General features: G+C 62.0%; 13 protein-coding genes. 9 read left to right on the top strand and 4 right to left on the bottom strand.

Going from position 1 to position 17,718, the window contains the following annotated elements; translation table 11 throughout:
• Nucleotides 1-99: 99 nt before the first annotated feature.
• Together CVN68_RS22685 and CVN68_RS22680 are read left to right on the top strand one after the other, a co-directional pair.
• On the top strand, nt 100-1,302 hold the full coding sequence (locus CVN68_RS22685; protein ID WP_100284703.1) for an AAA family ATPase: 1,203 nt from the start codon (nt 100-102) through the stop codon (nt 1,300-1,302).
• A 79-nt stretch (nt 1,303-1,381) separates the two neighbouring features.
• The gene (locus tag CVN68_RS22680; protein WP_100284702.1) at nt 1,382-2,395 is read left to right on the top strand and encodes a ParB/RepB/Spo0J family partition protein; all 1,014 of its coding nucleotides are present in this window, start codon (nt 1,382-1,384) and stop codon (nt 2,393-2,395) included.
• Here CVN68_RS22680 and CVN68_RS22675 read toward each other — a convergent pair.
• Nucleotides 2,375-3,316 carry a hypothetical protein gene (locus CVN68_RS22675; protein ID WP_100284701.1) on the bottom strand — a complete coding sequence of 314 codons (942 nt, stop codon included), beginning with the start codon at nt 3,314-3,316 and terminating at the stop codon, nt 2,375-2,377. The two genes, CVN68_RS22680 and CVN68_RS22675, sit on opposite strands and share 21 nt — an antisense overlap.
• 161 nt (nt 3,317-3,477) lie before the next feature.
• Here CVN68_RS22675 and CVN68_RS22670 point away from each other — a divergent pair, with 161 nt between their 5' ends.
• The 4 genes from CVN68_RS22670 (at nt 3,478) to CVN68_RS22650 (ending at nt 11,054) form a co-directional block, all read left to right on the top strand.
• Nucleotides 3,478-4,716: an integrase gene (locus CVN68_RS22670; protein ID WP_100284700.1), complete on the top strand. Its 1,239-nt coding sequence runs from the start codon at nt 3,478-3,480 to the stop codon at nt 4,714-4,716.
• Between the two features lie 191 nt (nt 4,717-4,907).
• Nucleotides 4,908-7,991 (top strand): TrlF family AAA-like ATPase, encoded by a 3,084-nt coding sequence (locus CVN68_RS22665; RefSeq protein ID WP_199560339.1) that lies wholly within the window; start codon nt 4,908-4,910, stop codon nt 7,989-7,991.
• A gap of 922 nt (nt 7,992-8,913) precedes the next feature.
• On the top strand, nt 8,914-10,221 hold the full coding sequence (locus CVN68_RS22655) for a hypothetical protein (protein ID WP_100284699.1): 1,308 nt from the start codon (nt 8,914-8,916) through the stop codon (nt 10,219-10,221).
• Nucleotides 10,222-10,250: 29 nt separating this feature from the next.
• Nucleotides 10,251-11,054: a DUF2971 domain-containing protein gene (locus CVN68_RS22650; protein WP_100284698.1), complete on the top strand. Its 804-nt coding sequence runs from the start codon at nt 10,251-10,253 to the stop codon at nt 11,052-11,054.
• Between the two features lie 128 nt (nt 11,055-11,182).
• Here CVN68_RS22650 and CVN68_RS22645 read toward each other — a convergent pair whose 3' ends face one another.
• On the bottom strand, nt 11,183-13,816 hold the full coding sequence (locus CVN68_RS22645; protein ID WP_100284697.1) for an AAA family ATPase: 2,634 nt from the start codon (nt 13,814-13,816) through the stop codon (nt 11,183-11,185).
• Entirely contained in the window at nt 13,813-14,922 is a 1,110-nt protein-coding gene (locus tag CVN68_RS22640; RefSeq protein ID WP_100284745.1) for a metallophosphoesterase family protein, read from the bottom strand. The genes CVN68_RS22645 and CVN68_RS22640 overlap by 4 nt, the downstream gene beginning before the upstream one ends.
• A 99-nt stretch (nt 14,923-15,021) precedes the next feature.
• Between CVN68_RS22640 and dinB the strand changes: the two genes are divergently transcribed.
• Complete coding sequence (gene dinB / locus CVN68_RS22635; protein ID WP_100284696.1) at nt 15,022-16,101, top strand: DNA polymerase IV; 1,080 nt, start codon at nt 15,022-15,024, stop codon at nt 16,099-16,101.
• A gap of 201 nt (nt 16,102-16,302) precedes the next feature.
• Here dinB and CVN68_RS22630 read toward each other — a convergent pair whose 3' ends face one another.
• Nucleotides 16,303-16,806: a hypothetical protein gene (locus tag CVN68_RS22630; protein ID WP_100284695.1), complete on the bottom strand. Its 504-nt coding sequence runs from the start codon at nt 16,804-16,806 to the stop codon at nt 16,303-16,305.
• Between the two features lie 223 nt (nt 16,807-17,029).
• Here CVN68_RS22630 and CVN68_RS22625 point away from each other — a divergent pair, with 223 nt between their 5' ends.
• Together CVN68_RS22625 and CVN68_RS22620 are read left to right on the top strand one after the other, a co-directional pair.
• Nucleotides 17,030-17,374 (top strand): hypothetical protein, encoded by a 345-nt coding sequence (locus tag CVN68_RS22625; protein WP_100284694.1) that lies wholly within the window; start codon nt 17,030-17,032, stop codon nt 17,372-17,374.
• A gap of 13 nt (nt 17,375-17,387) precedes the next feature.
• Nucleotides 17,388-17,588 carry a hypothetical protein gene (locus CVN68_RS22620; protein ID WP_100284693.1) on the top strand — a complete coding sequence of 67 codons (201 nt, stop codon included), beginning with the start codon at nt 17,388-17,390 and terminating at the stop codon, nt 17,586-17,588.
• The last annotated feature ends 130 nt before the right edge of the window (nt 17,589-17,718 follow it).

Below are 17,718 nucleotides of genomic sequence, written 5' to 3'. Positions count from 1 at the left end.
AAACCGCCGGAACGGTACTCCGACTTTCGAAATCCGCGAATTTATTGACCCAAAATCGCAAGTGCGTATACCATGCCCTGAATTTCGAAAGGCGGGAGCATGTCAAATAGTCTCGAACTAGAGGAGGCCGATCGCCTTGTGTCGGTCGCAACCTTGGCGAGCCGAACGTCTTCGGTCCTAGAAAGACTGCGGGATTCGGCCCGTAGCGCCAGAAGCGACGATCGTCGTGAACCGACCTTCACGATCAGCAAAGCGGCTGAGCTCGTCGGCCGAACCGCGGCAGCGATTCGTGATGCGGAGAAGGATGGGCGCCTGCCGGAGCCGGCACGGACCGACAATAATCGGCGAGAGAAATATACGCTCGCGCAGCTCAATGACATGCGCGGGGTGTTTGGGACACGCCCGTATCGCAGCCCCGAAGATCCATGCTGCGTCGTTGCCGTGCAGAACTTCAAGGGCGGCGTGGGCAAGTCGACGCTCGCCGTGCATCTGGCGCAATATCTGGCGATCCGGGGCTACCGGGTCGCGCTGATCGACTGCGACAGTCAGGCCTCGGCGACGACGTTGTTCGGGTATGTGCCCGACCTTGATCTTGACGAAGACGACACGTTGTACCCGTTCCTCCGCGAGGGGGAGCGGTCGTCACTCGACTATGCGCTGCGCAAGACGCATTTCGACGGTCTCGAACTCATCCCGGCAAACCTGCGGTTGTTCCAATCCGAATACGAACTGGCCGCTCGTATGGCCCGCGGCAGCGGCACATTGCTGGATCGTCTGAGAGAGGGCATCGAGAGCATCTCGGACCGCTTCGACGTGATCGTGATGGATCCGCCGCCCGCCCTGGGGGCGATCTCGTTGTCGGTACTGCGCGCGGCCAATTCATTGGTCGTTCCAGTGCCGCCGACGGTCATGGACTTTTCGTCGACCGCGGCTTTCCTTTCGATGCTGGATGAGACGATCGAACAGCTTGCGGAGCGCGGGCTCGCACCTGAGTTGCGCTTCCTTCGGTTCGTTGCTTCGAAGGTCGATGAGAACAAGTCGATGCAGAAGGAGTTGCTAAACCTTATGCGGACGCTGTTCGGCCACGCGATGGTGCGCACGCCGCTAAAGGACTCGGCCGAGATCGACAACGCGACCGCCCGACTGATGACGGTTTATGAACTCGACGGGCCGGCAACGAGCTCTGCTGTTCGCAACCGCTGCCTTGCTTATCTCGATGGCGTAAACGGCGAAATCGAAGTCGATATCCGGTCGATGTGGCCGAGCCACCAAAAGCGTTTGCGCGAGGCGGCGTTGGCGTGAGCGAGGGAAATTGCACGCGTGCAATTTTCGGTAGAAACACGAATTGCACGCGTGCAATTCCGAGCAAAGGGAGGCTCACATGAGCAGAAAAAACAGCGGGTTTGCCGCTGATCTCGCGGCCGGAATCGATCTCTCAAGCGAGGCGACGCCGGCGCGTCGATCTGGCATTGCAGCGAACGTTCTGACCGGCAGGGCCAATCGGCTTGCCGACCTCGCGTCGGGGTCTGTCGTGACGCGAACCCATGAGTTGGTCGATCCGGCACGGTGCCGGATGTGGGCTGGACACAACCGTGAATACGGCCTGCTCAACGAGCAGCGTTGCGCGGACCTGATCGAAAGCATCAAGGCGCAGGGTCGGCAGGAAATCCCGGCGATCGTCCGGCGCGTTGCGGGCGACCCGGACTACGACTTTGAAGTGATATGTGGCGCACGCCGGCATTGGACGATCAGCTGGCTGCGGTCGCACAACTATCCGGAATTCAAGTTCCTGATCGACGTCCGCGAGATTGGCGACGAGGAAGCGTTTCGCCTTGCGGATATCGAGAACCGTGCCCGCGACGATCTCACCGATCTGGAGCGCGCTCGAGATTATCTACGAGCGCTCGACGCCTATTATGAGGGGCGTCAGAAGACGATGGCGGAACGCCTCAAAGTCTCTGAGAGCTGGTTGACGCGTTACCTTGATCTGGCCCGGCTACCGACCGAGCTGACGAGAGCCTTTACCGAGCCTCAGGAACTGGGAGTCCGCAACGCGATCGCGCTCAAGGCGCTGCTAAAGCCGGATGATCGCAGGGAGCGCGCGTTCAAAGAAGCAGGGCGTCTTGCGAAGGCGCAGGAAGAGAGCGGTCATCCCATGCCTGTGCTCGACGTGATCAAAGCCCTCACTGTGGCCGTAGATCCCCCCAAGAGGTCAGGATCCCCCAAGAAGTCAGGAAAGCCGGAGACTGTGTCCAATGTAGGCGGTAAGCCGGTGCTCCGGATTGAGGGCGCGGACCGCAAGGGCATTCGCTTGACCCTTCTGAGCAAGGGCGGCGCGTCCCGCCAGGACGCGGAAGAGGCGATCCGGGCGGTGCTAGATCAGCACTGGGCGTGATGCGTGCGGCGCTGACGCCAGCAACTTTCGCGCACCCTGCGGCGTGACATTCAGCAACCGCGCTACCGCCTTGGGCTGAAGCCCCGGATAAGACAGCTGAAGGCGCGCGAGAAGGGGCGCCTTGCTCCGCCTCGTGACCCGAAGGTCGAGCCGGATCCGGGTCGCCTCGCGCTCGATGAAATCCAGTTCGCGAAGACCGCTCTGAGACGTGCTGCCGATTGCCTGCTCCAGTGTCCGGGCCAGCTCGGCCGGGGAGGGGGGTAGGTATCTTGGCAGCAGGGTGAGCGAGGGGATGACCTGCTTCGTGAAGCCGGCACGGTAGAGCATCCGCGGCATGGCAACCGCGACCAGCCAGATGCGATCACGACCCCGCGGCGGAAGGTCCAGCGCGCGGCCATCGAGGCTCACTACGCCCCAACTGCTTGAGCTCGCCGGTTCGGTTAGCGCCGCGAGCTCCAGCACGCGGGACGCAACCGCATGAAGGTCGCCAGAAGGGAAGGGGGCATCAGCCAGGGCACGCACTTGCCGCCAAAGCGGACCGAAATGAGCCAAGTCCGAGTTCCCATAGGTTTCAGCCTCGGTGCGGTCATCCAAGACCTGACGCAGCGCGTTGAGCGTCGACCGGGCGACAGGGTCCTTATGGTCCTCGTCACTGCTGAGCGCGAGGTGAAAGATGGCGGCGACCGAGATAGGGTCGTTGAGGCCCTCGGAGGCACGGGGCGGCGGACAGCGGCCCGCGATCCAGTCCTGCAGATCCCGTACCCGGATTGGCACGCCGGCGAGGCCGGCTAGGGCGGCCGCACCCTCAAGGCGCGACCGTGCGAGGAAGATGTCCGCGCATGTGCTACCCTGCAACCGGCCGTCGAGGCGACCGAGCAGAAGCAGGCTGTCGTCGATCCGAAGGTTTTCAGCGCGGGTCACGGTAAGGGACGATGCCACGTATGGAAACCAAAGTCAGCAGTTGGTTTCCCTCACCCATAGCTGTTGAGTACAAACATGTGATAATTGCAGTTATCACATAAGCGGAATTGACCGGTCCTTATAAGGCGCGGTACACGCGCCGCTGAGGAGCACAGCACATCATGGGCACCGAAACCGCCTTGGAAGGGCCAAAAACCGCTGTAGCGGCGTCTGAGGCGATCCTGCCGGCCAGTAGAGCGCCCGCCGACCTTGCGTGGACGATCGTGCAGGTGCGTGCCGGCGAGCGCATCACCGTCAACGAGGCGCTGATCGCGGCGTATGAGGCCGCTTCTTCGCCCCACAGCATCCGCGCGCTCAAATCCGACGTCGAGGCGTTCGACGCCTGGTGCCGGCGCACTAACCGGATCGCGCTGCCCGCGACCGCCGAAACGGTGGCCGATTATCTCGATGCGCGGGCAGGGAAGGGGAGCCGTCCGGCGTCGTTGTCCCGCTACAAGGCGTCGATCGCCAAGATCCATCAGCTGCTCGATTTGAAGGATCCGACGCCGGCCCCCCTCGTGAAGCTGCGGTTGCAGGCGGTGCGGCGCGAGAAGGGGGCGGCGCAGAAGCAGGCGCGGCCGCTGCGGTTCAAGGGGCCGGTCCGCGACGTCGAGCGCGACAAGGCGCGGGGCCTCAACATCCGCGCACTGCTCGAGAGTTGCGGGGGCGATTTGCCGGGGCTGCGCGATCGGGCGCTGCTGTCGGCCGCCTATGACACCGGCCTGCGCGCCTCCGAGCTGGTGGCGGTATCCGTCGAGCATATCGAGGAAGCGATCGATCCTGAGGCGCGACTGCTGCAAATCCTGCGCCACAAGGGCGATCAGGACGGGGAGGGGGCAACTGCCTATCTGAGCCCGCGCACCGTCACGGCGCTCGCCGCCTGGACCGACGCGGCCGAGATCACGGCGGGGCCGCTGTTCCGGCGAGTACAGGTCCGGCGCTACAAGGCCCGGGCAGCCGTGCGCGGTCGGCCAATCGACAGCATTTCGGGCCGCGAAGCGTGGGATTTGCGCAAGACGCTTTCTAAGCCTGCGGTGAAGGCGCGCGTCGAGTACGACATCGGTACCGTGGCGCTGCACCCGGGCTCGATTGGACCAATCTTCCGGTCGATCATCCAGCGGGCGTTCGATGTCGGCGCGCTCCCCGATCTAACCCCTGAGGATCTGACACGGTTGCTCAAGGGGATCAGTGCCCATTCGACGCGGATCGGGCTCAATCAGGATCTGTTCGCGAGCGGCGAAGATCTGGCTGGGATTATGGATGCGCTGCGGTGGAAGTCTCCGCGCATGCCGCTTGCCTACAATCGAAACCTAGCCGCTGAGCAGGGTGCAGCGGGGCGGCTCATGGCAAAGATCGCGTGAAACAGTTGTCCTGGGCAATTTCTCAGGTGGAAATGAGCGGGCCCCTTTAGGTGTCGGAAACGCATTCGGCTTGGACATCAAAAAGCGATCCAAACAGTCGAATATCGGGCGGCCAAATCGCGCATTGCCGTTATGGACGTAAATCGAAAATGATGAGCGGCTCGTGATCTAGGCGAGTTTTAGGGGGCGGAGTGTCAGTCAAATATCCTCGGGGATCGGAATGGCGGCAGTGGGATCTCCACATTCACACGCCCGCTTCTTTCCATTGGAAGGGTGAGCGTTTCACACAAGGAGGGGCGAGTCCGCGGGATAAGGAGCTGATCGACGATATGGTCGGCGCGCTGAACGACGCTGCGCCGGCAGTTTACGCGATCCAAGATTATTGGCACTTCGATGGCTGGTTTGCCCTCAAGCGACGCCTCGCCGAAGCCGGCGCACCCAAGCTGGAAAAGACGGTCTTCCCCGGGATCGAATTGCGTATCGCGGCGCCCATGGCCGCCCGCCTCAACGCACACGTCATCTTCTCCGACAAAATTCCCGACCAGTTACTCAGAGATTTCCTATCCGCGCTGAAGCTCGAGCTCACCGGTCAGCCACTCTCGCCCCACGCATTGATGACCTACGCGCGCGGCGTTCAGGCCGACAAACTCAAGGTTCATGGCTTCGATAAGACCAGGGTCATGGCCGAGGATCAGGTCGCGCTTGAGGCCGGCTACCATACCGCGGAAATCACGGTCGAGAGCTACAAGGCAGCTGTGCGAGCGGTACCGGAGGGTTTTGCCTCCGGATTCATGCCCTTCGATACCAACGATGGGCTCGCGTCCGTCGAACACCTCGAGCACTACGCATATGCGATCGGGCTGTTCGATAGCTCGCCCATCTTCGAGACTAGAAACGAGGGTCTTTGGAATGCATTTGTCGGCCGTAAGACGGCCGAGAACGCCAAGTTTTTCGATGCATTCCAAGAATCTATCGGAAAGGTTTCGCGACTGCCTGTTTCCGGCAGCGACGCGCACCAATTTCGGGGCGTAGCTGGCAACAACGACGCGCGAGGCTATGGCGATTACCCATCCCAAAGGGTGACGTGGATCAAGGCGGATCCGACCTGGAGGGGGCTGCAACAGGCGATCAAGGAACCGCAGAAGCGATGCCATATTGGCCTGATCCCGCCCAAGCTCCAGCGGATTTCCGCGAACAAAACCTTCTACATTGATGCGATTTCGCTCGCGAAGGTGGATGGTAGCACGTTAGCCGAGGCGTGGTTTGATGGATGTACGATTCCGTTGAACGCGGACCTAATTGCCATCATTGGCAACAAGGGTAGCGGCAAAAGTGCCTTGGCAGACGTGCTCGCACTGATCGGCAACTCTCAGCAGCACTCACACTTTTCTTTCCTCAAAGCCGATCGCTTCCGCGGCAAGGCAGGCGAGCCGGCGCGTCAGTTCGAAGGCGAGCTCCGTTGGCTGGCGGGAGACCCAACCCGAGCGAACCTTGCGGATAACCCGGCCGCGGACCGTGTCGAGCTCGTAAGGTATGTCCCGCAAGGTCGCTTCGAAGCGCTGTGCAATGAGCACGTCACGGGGCGCTGGGAGAATTTTGAGCGTGAGCTTCGCTCGGTCATCTTTTCTCATATTCCGTCTGAAGATCGCCTGCATGCACTCGATTTTGACCAGCTGATCGAGGCGCAAGAGGCGATGCTGCGCGTGCGATTAGATGAAGCGCGCAAAAACCTGTTTTCGGTCAACCGCATCATTGCGGGGATTGAGGATCAGCTGCACCCGACCATTCGCAAGAATATCGAAGAACAGATCCGGCTGAAGACGGTTCAACTTGCGGAACTGGAACTGAGCAAGCCAACGCCAGTGCCTGAGCCAGCTGATACGCTAACGTCCGAACAAGAGCATGCCGCGGCAACCTTGGCCTCCCTCGTGGCCGCCAACGAAAAGCTCGACGAGGAAGAGAAGCTCGTCGGTGAGAAGCTCACCGCCTTTTCAGCCCAACGAAAGGCGGTCCGCAACGTTCGCGAGCGCCTCGCGCTGCTTCGATCTCAAATTACGGGTGCAGTGGCCGAAATCGCGGATGATTTGAAAATATTGGGTCTGCAACCGGTCGATGTGCTGGTGTTCGAGACTGAAGATAAGAGGCTTCATGAAGTCGATGGCGAAGCGGAAAAGGGAGGCGTCACCCTCGCGACGCGCGTCCAAGAGATCAAAACGCTCAGGCTGGCCAATGCTGATCAAATCTCGTTGGCAACGGTCGCGCTCGACGGGCCACAGCGCGCGTACCAGGACTATCGCAATGCGTTGAAGGTGTGGCAGGCGTCCGTTGATGCGATTCAGGGCACGGCCGACGTTCCGGATAGTAAGCACGGCCTCGAGACCCGGCTAGCCCAGCTCGACGAACTTCCGAATACTCTGGCGGAGCGGAGAGCCCACCGAGACGAATTGGCCGGCGACATATTCGATATCCTAGCGATGCAGCGGGATCAGCGCTCGACGCTGTTCGAGCCTCTCCAGAAGATCATCGGAGAAAACGCACTTATCCGCGATGAATACCGCCTCCAGTTCAAGGCAAATCTGGCCGCCTATCATGATGCTGTTTCCGAAAAGCTGTTCTCCCTCATTAAGAACAGCATCGGTGAACTTCGCGGCGAGGACGAAAGCCGCGCTGCGATTAAGGCACGGATCGAGACACGCGATCTGGATAGCAAGCCGGGGGCGTTGGATTTTGCCAGCGAACTTCACCGGCTGCTCCATGAATCGGCCCGACAACGGTCGGCCGGCCAGTCTGATTTGCTGGTACTGATGCGGAAGGATCGGACTCCGAGCGAGGTTTATGATCTTATTTTTGGCTTCGAGTATCTGGAGCCGAAGTACACATTGCTTTTCCAGGACACGCACATCGAGCAGCTGTCGCCGGGACAGCGCGGGGCTCTGCTCCTGATTTTTTATCTCCTCGTCGACAAGAAGCGGAATCCGATCATTCTCGATCAGCCGGAGGAGAACCTCGACAACGAAACCATCGTCAGTCTTCTCGTGCCGGTGCTGAACGCCGCCAAGGAGAATAGGCAGATCATAATGGTCACGCACAACCCGAACCTGGCGGTAGTCTGCGATGCCGAGCAGATCATATTTGCCGAGTTCGACCGCAAGGCAAAGTGCAGCATCAAGTACCTATCCGGCGCGATCGAGGACGCCGCATTGAACACCGCGGTCGTAAACGTCCTCGAAGGCACTAAGCCGGCGTTTGATAATCGCGGGCAAAAATATCAGTGACCGCGCGGCACGCGGCCGAACACGGCGGGGCAGGGCGCATTATGGCGATCCAATCAGGGGTACGCGAAGCAGAACTGCCTATGATCCACCAGCACGATTTCACCGTCATCAGTGAGCGGAACGACCAACCGCCGTCACTGCTTGCCTCACGCCAAGATGCCGGATGCGTGACTGCGGCGTTCCCTCGGAAGACGTCCGCTGCGAATCCGAGGCTTACTATGACCGACTCGGACCAGGCAAACCCGCCTTTCCCTGAAAAAATTGGCGTAAACTCAGGCCTCGGTTCGCTCACGGCACCCGAGATTGAGACGAAGATTGCGCACTATGTTTGCCTGGCACCGGCCCCACCTACGGCATGGATTGCCGGCACCCAAAAGTATGGCAGTGTCTCGCTAGCCCTGGACGATGCCCCGGGTGCGGCGTGAGGACGTTCAAACCCGTCAGGGTTCCGACGCCCGAGGAGTTCGCTGCTTATAAGGGCGCGCACTGTCACCAGCTGTGGGCGCGCGTCGGTCCCGATTGGACCTGTCCGAGTTGTCAGCGACCGAAGTTTGAAATTCTGCGCTGGACCATGCGCTTCCCACGGACCGTCAACAGGTTCGAGGATTGGATGGCTGGCCTACACGAGCACCATGATCATGCCCGCAGCTGGACCGGCGTCGGCACGGCTCGGTTTTTACCGACTGTCCTTTGCGACCAGTGCAACACTGCGGACGGCGCGGCCAAGCGACGTTTGAAGCTGCCCGAGAACTTTTCCTTTTCGCCCTCCGAGATCGGCCGCTTCGTGGCGTCTACCCCACATGGAAAGCACCAAATAGACTACGACTTGGCCGCGGAAATCTATTCGGCTCTTGAGGCTCGCTGCAGACTTGTCCGCCATCCAAGCTGACCGTCAAGGCCGATTGCGTGATAGGTGGGGGCCATGCCGATCCTCGATCCTATCCGCTTTCAGGGCACCTTGTCCCAAGCCGACGCCGATGTTTCGGTCGGCTTCACCGCCGGCATTGACGACGATGGCAATCTTACGATCGCACTTGATCCCATCACGCCAGCGCGCGCCGCGACACCGTTCGTGCCGCGCGATCGCCCATTAGACAACCAATCGAGCCTGAGGCTGGAAGGCGCGTCGGACGATGGCTGGCGCTTCTCGAGCGAGACCTTTCATCTGCATCGTTGGTCGCATCCGGAGGGTCGGGTCGAGATCGAGGGAGGCTGCGGGCTGGCCGAGTTCAGTCGGGACGTTCGTGTCGACCATAATGACATGCGCGCCTGGTTTTTCCGTAAGCTGGCGACCATCCACGGCATCGAGCGCCAGACCCCGCTCGGTCGGCTGGTGTTCACTGGGTATAGGGAGGGTACCGACCAGGAACCGCGGGCCGTGCTGGCAATTCATGCCAGAGGCTCCGAGAGCCAAAGCTGGTGGGACCAGAGCGAACGCTTTCTCATTCACCTCGAACGCGTGCTGTCTCTAGCCTGCGACGTCTATCTCGTTCCGATCTACGAGCAGCGCGTGCGGGGGGGCGTGATGACGCTCCGCGTCGTTCAGCGGGGCAGGACATCCGCACCGTATATGGCGCCTTTCGATCTCCTCTTCATGTGGCAGATCTTCGATTGCGCGGTGTGCGCCTTTGAGGAGCGACCAGAGGCGATCGAGCGCCTTGATCCTGCCATTCGCTGGATGACGGCGCCCGTTGCCTATCAAGAGTCGCGGCTTATCAATGCCATGAGTGCTCTGGAAAGCATCATCGCCCGCTCCGGTCTCCCTGAGTTATTTCTCGACGATCCTGCCGCATTTCATGAACTGAAAAAGCGTGTGCGCAAGTTTCTGAAGGCGGACCCGGACGCACCTTCCGCGATGGGAGGCAAGGTAGGCGAGCTCAACCGCCGCTCTTTGCGGGACAAGCTCGACCTCCTTCTGGGGGCACGTGGCATATACACAGAGGATCTGCCCACGGGCTGGCTGACTGCGATCACCGCCGCGCGCAATGTCATCGTCCATACGGGCGTTGCGCCAGACCAGGGGCCGGCAGACGCGCGCATGCTCGACCATATCGTCTGGGCGCGCGAAATCGTGACCCGCATCATCTTGGATGCGATCGGTTTCGAGGGGCAATATCAAAGCTGGCTGCATCGAACCGCCTACCTCAGTTTTCCCGGCTGTCGTCCAATTACCGTGATTGCAGCGGAGCAGGCAGCGGCGACCGCGAACTCCTCGGCGAGCCATCTATGATAAGGGCCGACTGAGGAGCTTAGCTGTCGATGCGTCTTTACAAATATATGAGCCTCGCTAGCCTCGAGGCGGTGCTCAAGCACAACACAATCGGATTTTCCCTGTCGAAGGATCTGAACGATCCCTTCGACTTTCCCACGGCGCCCGATGTCCGGGAATATGGATTTCTCGGCTCGCTTACCGCCAGCCTGAAGGGCAGCATATGGGCGAGCCATATGGGCGTTTGCTCATTGACGCGCACGGCGACCAACTCGCTGATGTGGGCGCACTATGCCGACAAGCATCGCGGCGCCGTCATCGAGATCGACGTGGGCACAGCCGGTTTTCTGGACACCGGCACTAATGCAATCCCGGCGCATTTCGGCAGCGTCATCTACCTGAACAATCCGAACATGAGCCAGTATGCCGGCGCTCCGACCTCTGGGCCGGGGGTTGTTGTCGGCGAGCTGTATGATTTCCGGGTGGACTATTTTCAGCAGCTGCAGCGACTGTTCCTCTCCAAGCCGCTTTGCTGGGCGTATGAGGAGGAAGTCCGGGTGGTGAAGTGTCTGCGCGGCGTCGATGAGGACGATCCGGAAAACGCCAGTGGCACCTTCACGGTCGTACGGCGGGAAGAGGGCTCATCAATGCACGCCTTTCACCTGCCCGAGGGTAGCGTGTCTCGGGTCTGTTTCGGAATCGCGGCTAACCCATATGAGGTCCAGCGGATCGTCAATGATTTTGGGCTGGAAGGCTGCCTGATCGGACGCAAACGGCGCGGATCCTACGATGTCCAGTTCGAGCCTTTCCATAGTGCGCAGGAGATGATCGCGGGCGCGGAAGATCCGGGCTAATGGGCCCGACCATGCTCTCGAAAGGCTTGGGGCCCCCGACCTCTGTTGAACCGGGGTCCGCTTTCGCGGTGAGCGCAATGATGTGTTCGCGCCTACCAGCTTCTCCGCCGTTTAATCCGCGCCATCACCTACGCTGTCGGACCTAGGATTATCCTCTTCCCGGGTACGTGCCGAAAAGCGCGGTCGCGGCATGTCAGGAGGATGATCTGCATCCGCGTCGCCGCTTCGGTCAGGATCTCGATCATCGTGTCGAGCCGCCCGTCGTCGGAATAGACCAGCGGGTCGTCCAGGATCAGCGACACAGGCTTCCCCTGCTCCAGCAGAAGGTCGGCGAACGCGATCCGGGTGAGAACGGCGAGCTGCTCCTGTGTGCCACGAGAGAGGTTGGCGCAGCTCTCGTCGACCCCGGTCCGGGTCACGCTTGCTAGCGCCAAATCCTCGGAGAAGGTGAGTTCGCAGTCAGGCAACAGCTTGGCGATATATCGCTTCGCGCGTTTCGCCACCGGGCCGACGAACTTGGCGGCGGTTTCGTTTCGTGCGCTTTCCAGAGTATCGCGCAGCAGCTTCAGCGAGTCTGCCTCTTCGGTGACGCGCTGGAGCGCGGCGTTTGCCGCCTCCACTTCCTCCTGAGCGGCCGCGGCGCGGTCGGCCAGGCCCAGGCCGCCCTCACTTTCGATAGTGCCCTCCAGGCGGGCGATCTCGGTTTCGAGTCTGATGCGGGTTTCAGCGGCCATCCGGACCCGCGCGTCGATGACATCGATCTTGCGATTGATCGCTGCGACATCGTGTGCCGACGCATCGCGCTTGGCGTTCTCCAAACGAACGGCTGCCTCGGCTGCGGTTTCACGCGCACTAGCCAGGTCTGCATCAAGGGACGGCCATTCCGGACGGGCTTCGATCTCCTGGAGAAGGTTCGCAGCGTTGGCGAGATCACTCACCGCGCCGGCTTCGGTTAGGGCGAGGGGCGCATCCTCTTCCTCAACCCGGCGCAATGCGGCGATGGCGCTGTCCTGTGTTCCCTCGGCGCGGGCGAGTTTTGTGTCGGCAGCGTCGAGCGCCGCCGCCAGTCCTGTCACATCCGGAAGCGTACTATCTGAGTCGCTTGCCTCACTTTCGAGATCGGCGACGAACAGCTTCAGCGCTTCGGGACCGGCCGCGATCGGTAGGGTGTCGTCGGCGGGCGTCGCCGCTTCAATACGTGCAGCAAGCGTGCGCAGCTCCGCGGCGGCGTCGCGTGCCGCCTCGTTGCGCGAACGGGCAGCCGCAAGGTCGTCGAGCTGAAGCTCCTCCAGCGTAGCCCTCCTCTTGCGAAGCGCGGCCGCGAGGGTCTCTTCGGCGCTGGCGGCCGCGGCCGGCGGGCTGACGATCAACTGGGCCCCTCCGAGCACGATATGGGTCGCGCGCGTGATCGTGCGCTCGCCAGCTGCCATCGGCTCGCCGTCGATAGTGATCCCGTCGGTCGTGCCCGACAGGGCCAGCCGGGTCGCGCCGGCGTCAACGATCGCCTGTGCCTGGCTAACCGTCCGGTCGTTCGCCTCAAGCGTTTCGATCGTCTTGGCAGGAATGGCGGTTGCCGCCAGCGCTGTCGCGTCACGGTGCAACTGCTCGAGCTTCAACAATTCATCATGCCGACGCCGGGCGGCTGCGGTCGCGGCCTGGCGACGATTGAGGCGGAGAGCCTGCTCACCTGCAGCAAGCGCTGCTCGGGCGTCTTGTCGCTCGCTGCGCGCCGCTTCGAGTTCCTCGCGCGCTGTCGCCGCCTTGCCCTTGGCGGTCGAGAGCGCCTCTCTGAGCTCGGTGCGCTTTGCTTGAGCTGTCGTCAGAGCCGTCGTAGCGTTGTCACTGGAGATAGCCGCCGCTGCGTGGCGAGATTGCAGGTCTTCCAGTCCCTTCAGCTTCGAAGCGGCCGCCTCCCGTTCGGCCTTCCGCGTCGAGAGAATTTGCGCCGCCGCCCGGGCGACCTCAAGAGAGCCGACTAGGTCTTTGCGAGCCTGCGCGTCGGTCTCGTCTGCGATCTCCCGCTGAACGATCTTGAGCCGACCGCGTGCGGCGTCGAGCTCGGAAAAGCTTCGTTCCAGTGCGGCGAGCCGTTCGTTGGCCTCGCGCGCCGCCGCTTCTGCAGCATCCGACCTTTCCCGCGCTTCATTCTGTCGCCCGCGCTTCTGGCCGCTGGGAGACCAGTAAAGCTCGTATTGAGCGTCTATCCGTTGACGCACGCGCCGATAGGCATCTCCGCCCATGATCGATCCGACCTCAGCTTCGAGAGTGGACGCGATCGTGTCGCGAACGATCTGCCCAGGGCCGGAAACGGCGAGCGCCTCGGTCTGCCCGACCCACAACAGCCCCAATGCCCCGTAAGTCGAAACATCGCCGCCACGACTGGTGTCGCGGACCGAGCCGAGCAGCACATTGAGCCGTGCCTCCGCGTCATCGCCTTGAGCACGGCCTTGCGGACCGGTGATCTCCAGCGATGGGCTCCTGAGGAAGCGTTTCGTCAACGACCATGGTGCACCGTCGACGTCGAAGGTCACCTTGATCTCGGGGCCGACCGCCTCGCCGTACGGCGCAAAGGACTGGGCGAGCTGATTGCGCGTGGTGTGGCGCACGAAGAAAGCTGCGCGCAGCGCCTCGAGTAGTGTGGATTTGCCCGTTTCGTTCGGCTCAATGACGATGTTCAATCCCTCGGTGAGATCGTCGATCGCGAAGGGGGTCCGGAACTTGCGGAAGCCGTCGATCGCGATCTGCCGGATGACGAGGCTCATGCCTGGCCCTCCCGGCTGTACTCGACGAACAATCGTTCCAGCGCTCGCTTGGCGACGGCGCTGTCCAGGCCGCCCGCGTCGATCCTTGCGTTGAGCTTGGCTGCTGCGGTCCCGAGCATCCCTTCCACGGCGAGCGTCGCGAGGTCTTCCTCGCGTGGGCGGCCGACAAGGTCATCGGCTCGCACGCCAAGATGCCGCAGGCGGTGACTGAGGTCGTTTTCGAGCCGCCCGAGCATCGCGATCCGCTCGCCGAGGCTGGTTATGCCCGCCAGGGTCAGCTGCAGAAGCGTGTTGGGGGCGTCCACGCCAGCAAGGAGTTGGTCGCATTCAGCGTCGAACGCTGCCTTGTCGTTGATCGTCCAATCGCGCGTTAGCCATTGGAAGCGGCCGGTCCGGATCGGCGTCACTGTCGGCATAAGGTCGGGCTGGACCTCGACGACGAGCGCGTGACCCGGTTCATCGCGCTGGAAGCGGTCGGTCTCCGGCGTGCCGGAATACCATGTCCGTGCATCGACCTTGAGGGCTCCGTGCCAGTCGCCGAGCGCTAGATAATCGAGCTCCGACAGCCTGGCACGATCCGGGGCGATCTGGTTCTTGGTCTCTCCGCGCGATCCGAAATCGCGGATCGATCCGTGAGCGACGCCGATCCGAAGCCGCGCGCCCGGGGTCTCCATCGTATCGAACAGGCTGGTTGGATCCTCGAGGTTATGTCGGTGGATGAGGGGGGCGGGCAGCAGCCAGATCTTGTCCTCGATCTCCCGTGGCTCAGGTTCGGAGAGGACGATGATCTTGTCGCTGGTCCGTTGCCGGACCCGGTCCCACAGCCCGCCATTGCGCGCGAAGTCGTGGTTCCCGGGCAGGAGCCACCAGCGGCAGCCATGCCGATCCATCCGCGAGATCGCCTGAACGATTGTTCGGTCTTCAGGCCCTTCGGTGTCGAAGATGTCGCCGGCGACGATGACGTGTTCGGCGCCATGCTCGGCGGCGGCGCTCCCAAGCGCGTCAACGGCGTCGAAGCGGGCTTCCGTCAGCGCACCGCGGACATCGGAATCGAAGCGGCCAAAGGGTTTGCCTAGCTGCCAGTCGGCGGAGTGGATGAACTTCATTTCGCCCTTATAGCGTTCGTTGCCGACAACGGACACAGCATCTGCTCACATGCGTCCTAAATCGTTCCCTTTCTGTTCAAGCTCCGCTATTTTGAGCCCATGCCAGACTCGGTCGACCGAAAGATCATTCATGTCGACATGGACGCCTTCTTCGCGTCGGTCGAGCAGCGCGATGAGCCGGCGCTTCGGGGCAAGCCTGTAGCTGTGGGCCACGCTGCGGCCCGCGGCGTCGTGGCAGCGGCCAGCTATGAGGCTCGCAAATTCGGCGTGCGCTCCGCATTGCCTTCGGTCACTGCACTTCGCAGGTGTCCCGAGCTGGTCTTCGTGCCGCCGCGCTTCGACGTGTACAAGGCCGTCTCGCGGCAGATCCACGCGATCTTCTCCGACTATACCGACCTCGTCCAACCGCTGTCGCTGGATGAAGCCTACCTCGACGTGACGGCGAACCGGCGCGGGATCGAGACGGCTTGGAAGACGGCCAGAGAGATCCGCGCGCGCATATTGGAGGAAACCGGGCTCACTGCGTCGGCAGGCGTTTCGTACAATAAGTTCCTCGCCAAACTCGCCTCTGATCAGCGCAAGCCCAACGGCCAGTTCGCGGTGACGCCCGATATGGGCGCTGCATGGGTAGAGAGCCTGCCCGTCTCGCGGTTCCACGGTGTAGGACCGGTCACCGCCAAGAAGATGGCCGGCCTTGGCATCGAGACAGGTGCTGACCTCCGCGACAAGACGCTGGCTTTCCTTCAGCAGAATTTAGGCAGCTCAGCCGAATGGTACTATCTGATCGCTCGGGGCATCGACGAGCGCCCGGTCAATCCCGATCGTGAGCGCAAATCGTCAGGCTCTGAGACGACGTTCGATCGCGATTTGCAAGAGGACCTAGAGATCGAGGCAGGCGTGTTGCGTCAGGCGGATGACGTCTGGAACTGGTGTGAGAAGGCCCAGGAATTTGGCCGGACCGTCACCGTCAAAGTGAAGTATGGCGACTTTCAGAACATCACGCGAAGCCGGACCCTGCCGGCGCTGGTGACGACACAGGAAGCTCTGCGCGACGCGAGCCTTGCGCTGATACGCTCCGTCTTGCCGACTGAGAAAGGCGTACGCCTGGTCGGCGTGACCGTCTCGAATTTCGACCGATCGGCGTCTACGGTGAGAGAAGCGCTGCCCTTGTTCGACTAGGTGAGGCGACCGCGTCATTACTGGAGAAGCAGCTAAATGTCGTTGCGGATCGCTGATTCGCAAGAGACTTCTCTCCCGACGACCCGAACATGGCAGTGACGGTGGCCAGCCCCCGGACGCCAGAAGAACGGCTTCACCACGAATCCGGTCTGGAACAGCATACCCGCGTGACGACGCCGAGATGCGGTGTTGGCTCGCTTGTCACTTTCCGATGATCTGGTGCGCAAAGCTCGTCATCTTGACGGCGTTAGCGCGAGCGATAGCGGGATCCTCCGAAAGAGAGCGGATAGTGAGGACATCACCGTCACGGATGATGACGGCGGTCGCCCCGGCCATTGAACCCATGCGATAGCTGGTGATCCAGCCGACGGCGGGCGCAACGTTAAGTGCAGTGAGTTCGCAACTCGGGTCGCGGGCGCGGCATTGCGCCCGGAGTTGTTGAATTGTGGTTTTTCCCTCGCGCACACGCTGCTCGGTGCCGTCGTTCTGACGTCCCAGCGCGACGCCTACGATCGGGCTGCTGGGGCAGGAGAGACAGGATAGGGCGACTTGGCCATCTTCGGTCCGGCTTATGAAGTGGGGCCCCAGAACCCTCTCCATGTCCTTGGCCAGGCTAGCAAGATCGCGTGTTGCAAAGCCTTGGGCCGACACAAACGTGGTCGGAAGGAACAGGAGCGCGGCGGCGAAGAGGATTCGAAGCGTCATGCAGCCAGCCTAGCGCGGGTGCGTTGCCAGTGGGAGAACGAATAGCCGACTAAGCAAGCACGCGGCGGTTCCCTTGCCGTAAGCCAATGTTTGCGATGGCGCCCGCGTGCAGCGCGATCGATCGTCGGCCCCGCGAGGTAGTGCTCAACGAGGTAGAGCGAGTGCTGATCTAGATTATGTCATCAGCTTGATACGAACACGATTCGTGCCGATATGCTTAGGTATGACGCGACCCGCATCACTGGCATTCGCATGGGTGGCAGCTTCGCTGGCGATCGGCGCGGCTTCACCGCTTGCGGGGCAGTCGTCGAGGGATCAGGTGCGCGTCGTCACCACGCCGGATGGCCGCGCCGTTTATGTCGTGCCGGCGCATTCGGGGTCCGCTCACCCGACCCAAGTGCGTACCGTCGTCACGCCGGATGGCCGCAACGTCTATGTCGTGGACCAGCAGCCGAAGGACACCCGCACACCAAGGCAGCGGTGCGTGGACGAGCAAGTGGCGCCCGAGGGAGGCTACCCTTCGCAGCTCGCTACGGGCGCGATCGACCTAAAGTGCAGCCAGCGCTGATCGCTCCGACCCGATGCAGGTATGGCTCTTCAAGGGTGACGGGGATCTAAGGGCGCTGTGCGCGGACGATGGCGGGGCCGTGTTGCCGATCGAGCATGGTCCGTGGGTTCGACTGCGCAGCGTCGACCTAGATCAAGGCGGCGACGACGAGGCCGAGGCGAAGCGGCTCGTCGCGGAGCATGGCTTTTGCTGCTTCCGCGACTCCGAGGACTGAGGTGCCGCACACCGTAAAGCGGGATCCGGTGAGAGGATTCAAAATCGTACGCTAAGGGCCTGCCGTTTACGGCGCATAGATCGCGTGGCGGACTGCCTTGCACGGATCATTTATAGTCTGGCATTGGCGG

This window comes from Sphingomonas psychrotolerans (assembly GCF_002796605.1).
GTDB lineage: Bacteria > Pseudomonadota > Alphaproteobacteria > Sphingomonadales > Sphingomonadaceae > Sphingomonas > Sphingomonas psychrotolerans.
The sequence above is the reverse complement of the archived record's forward strand: the minus strand, read 5'-3'. Positions and strand labels throughout refer to the sequence as shown.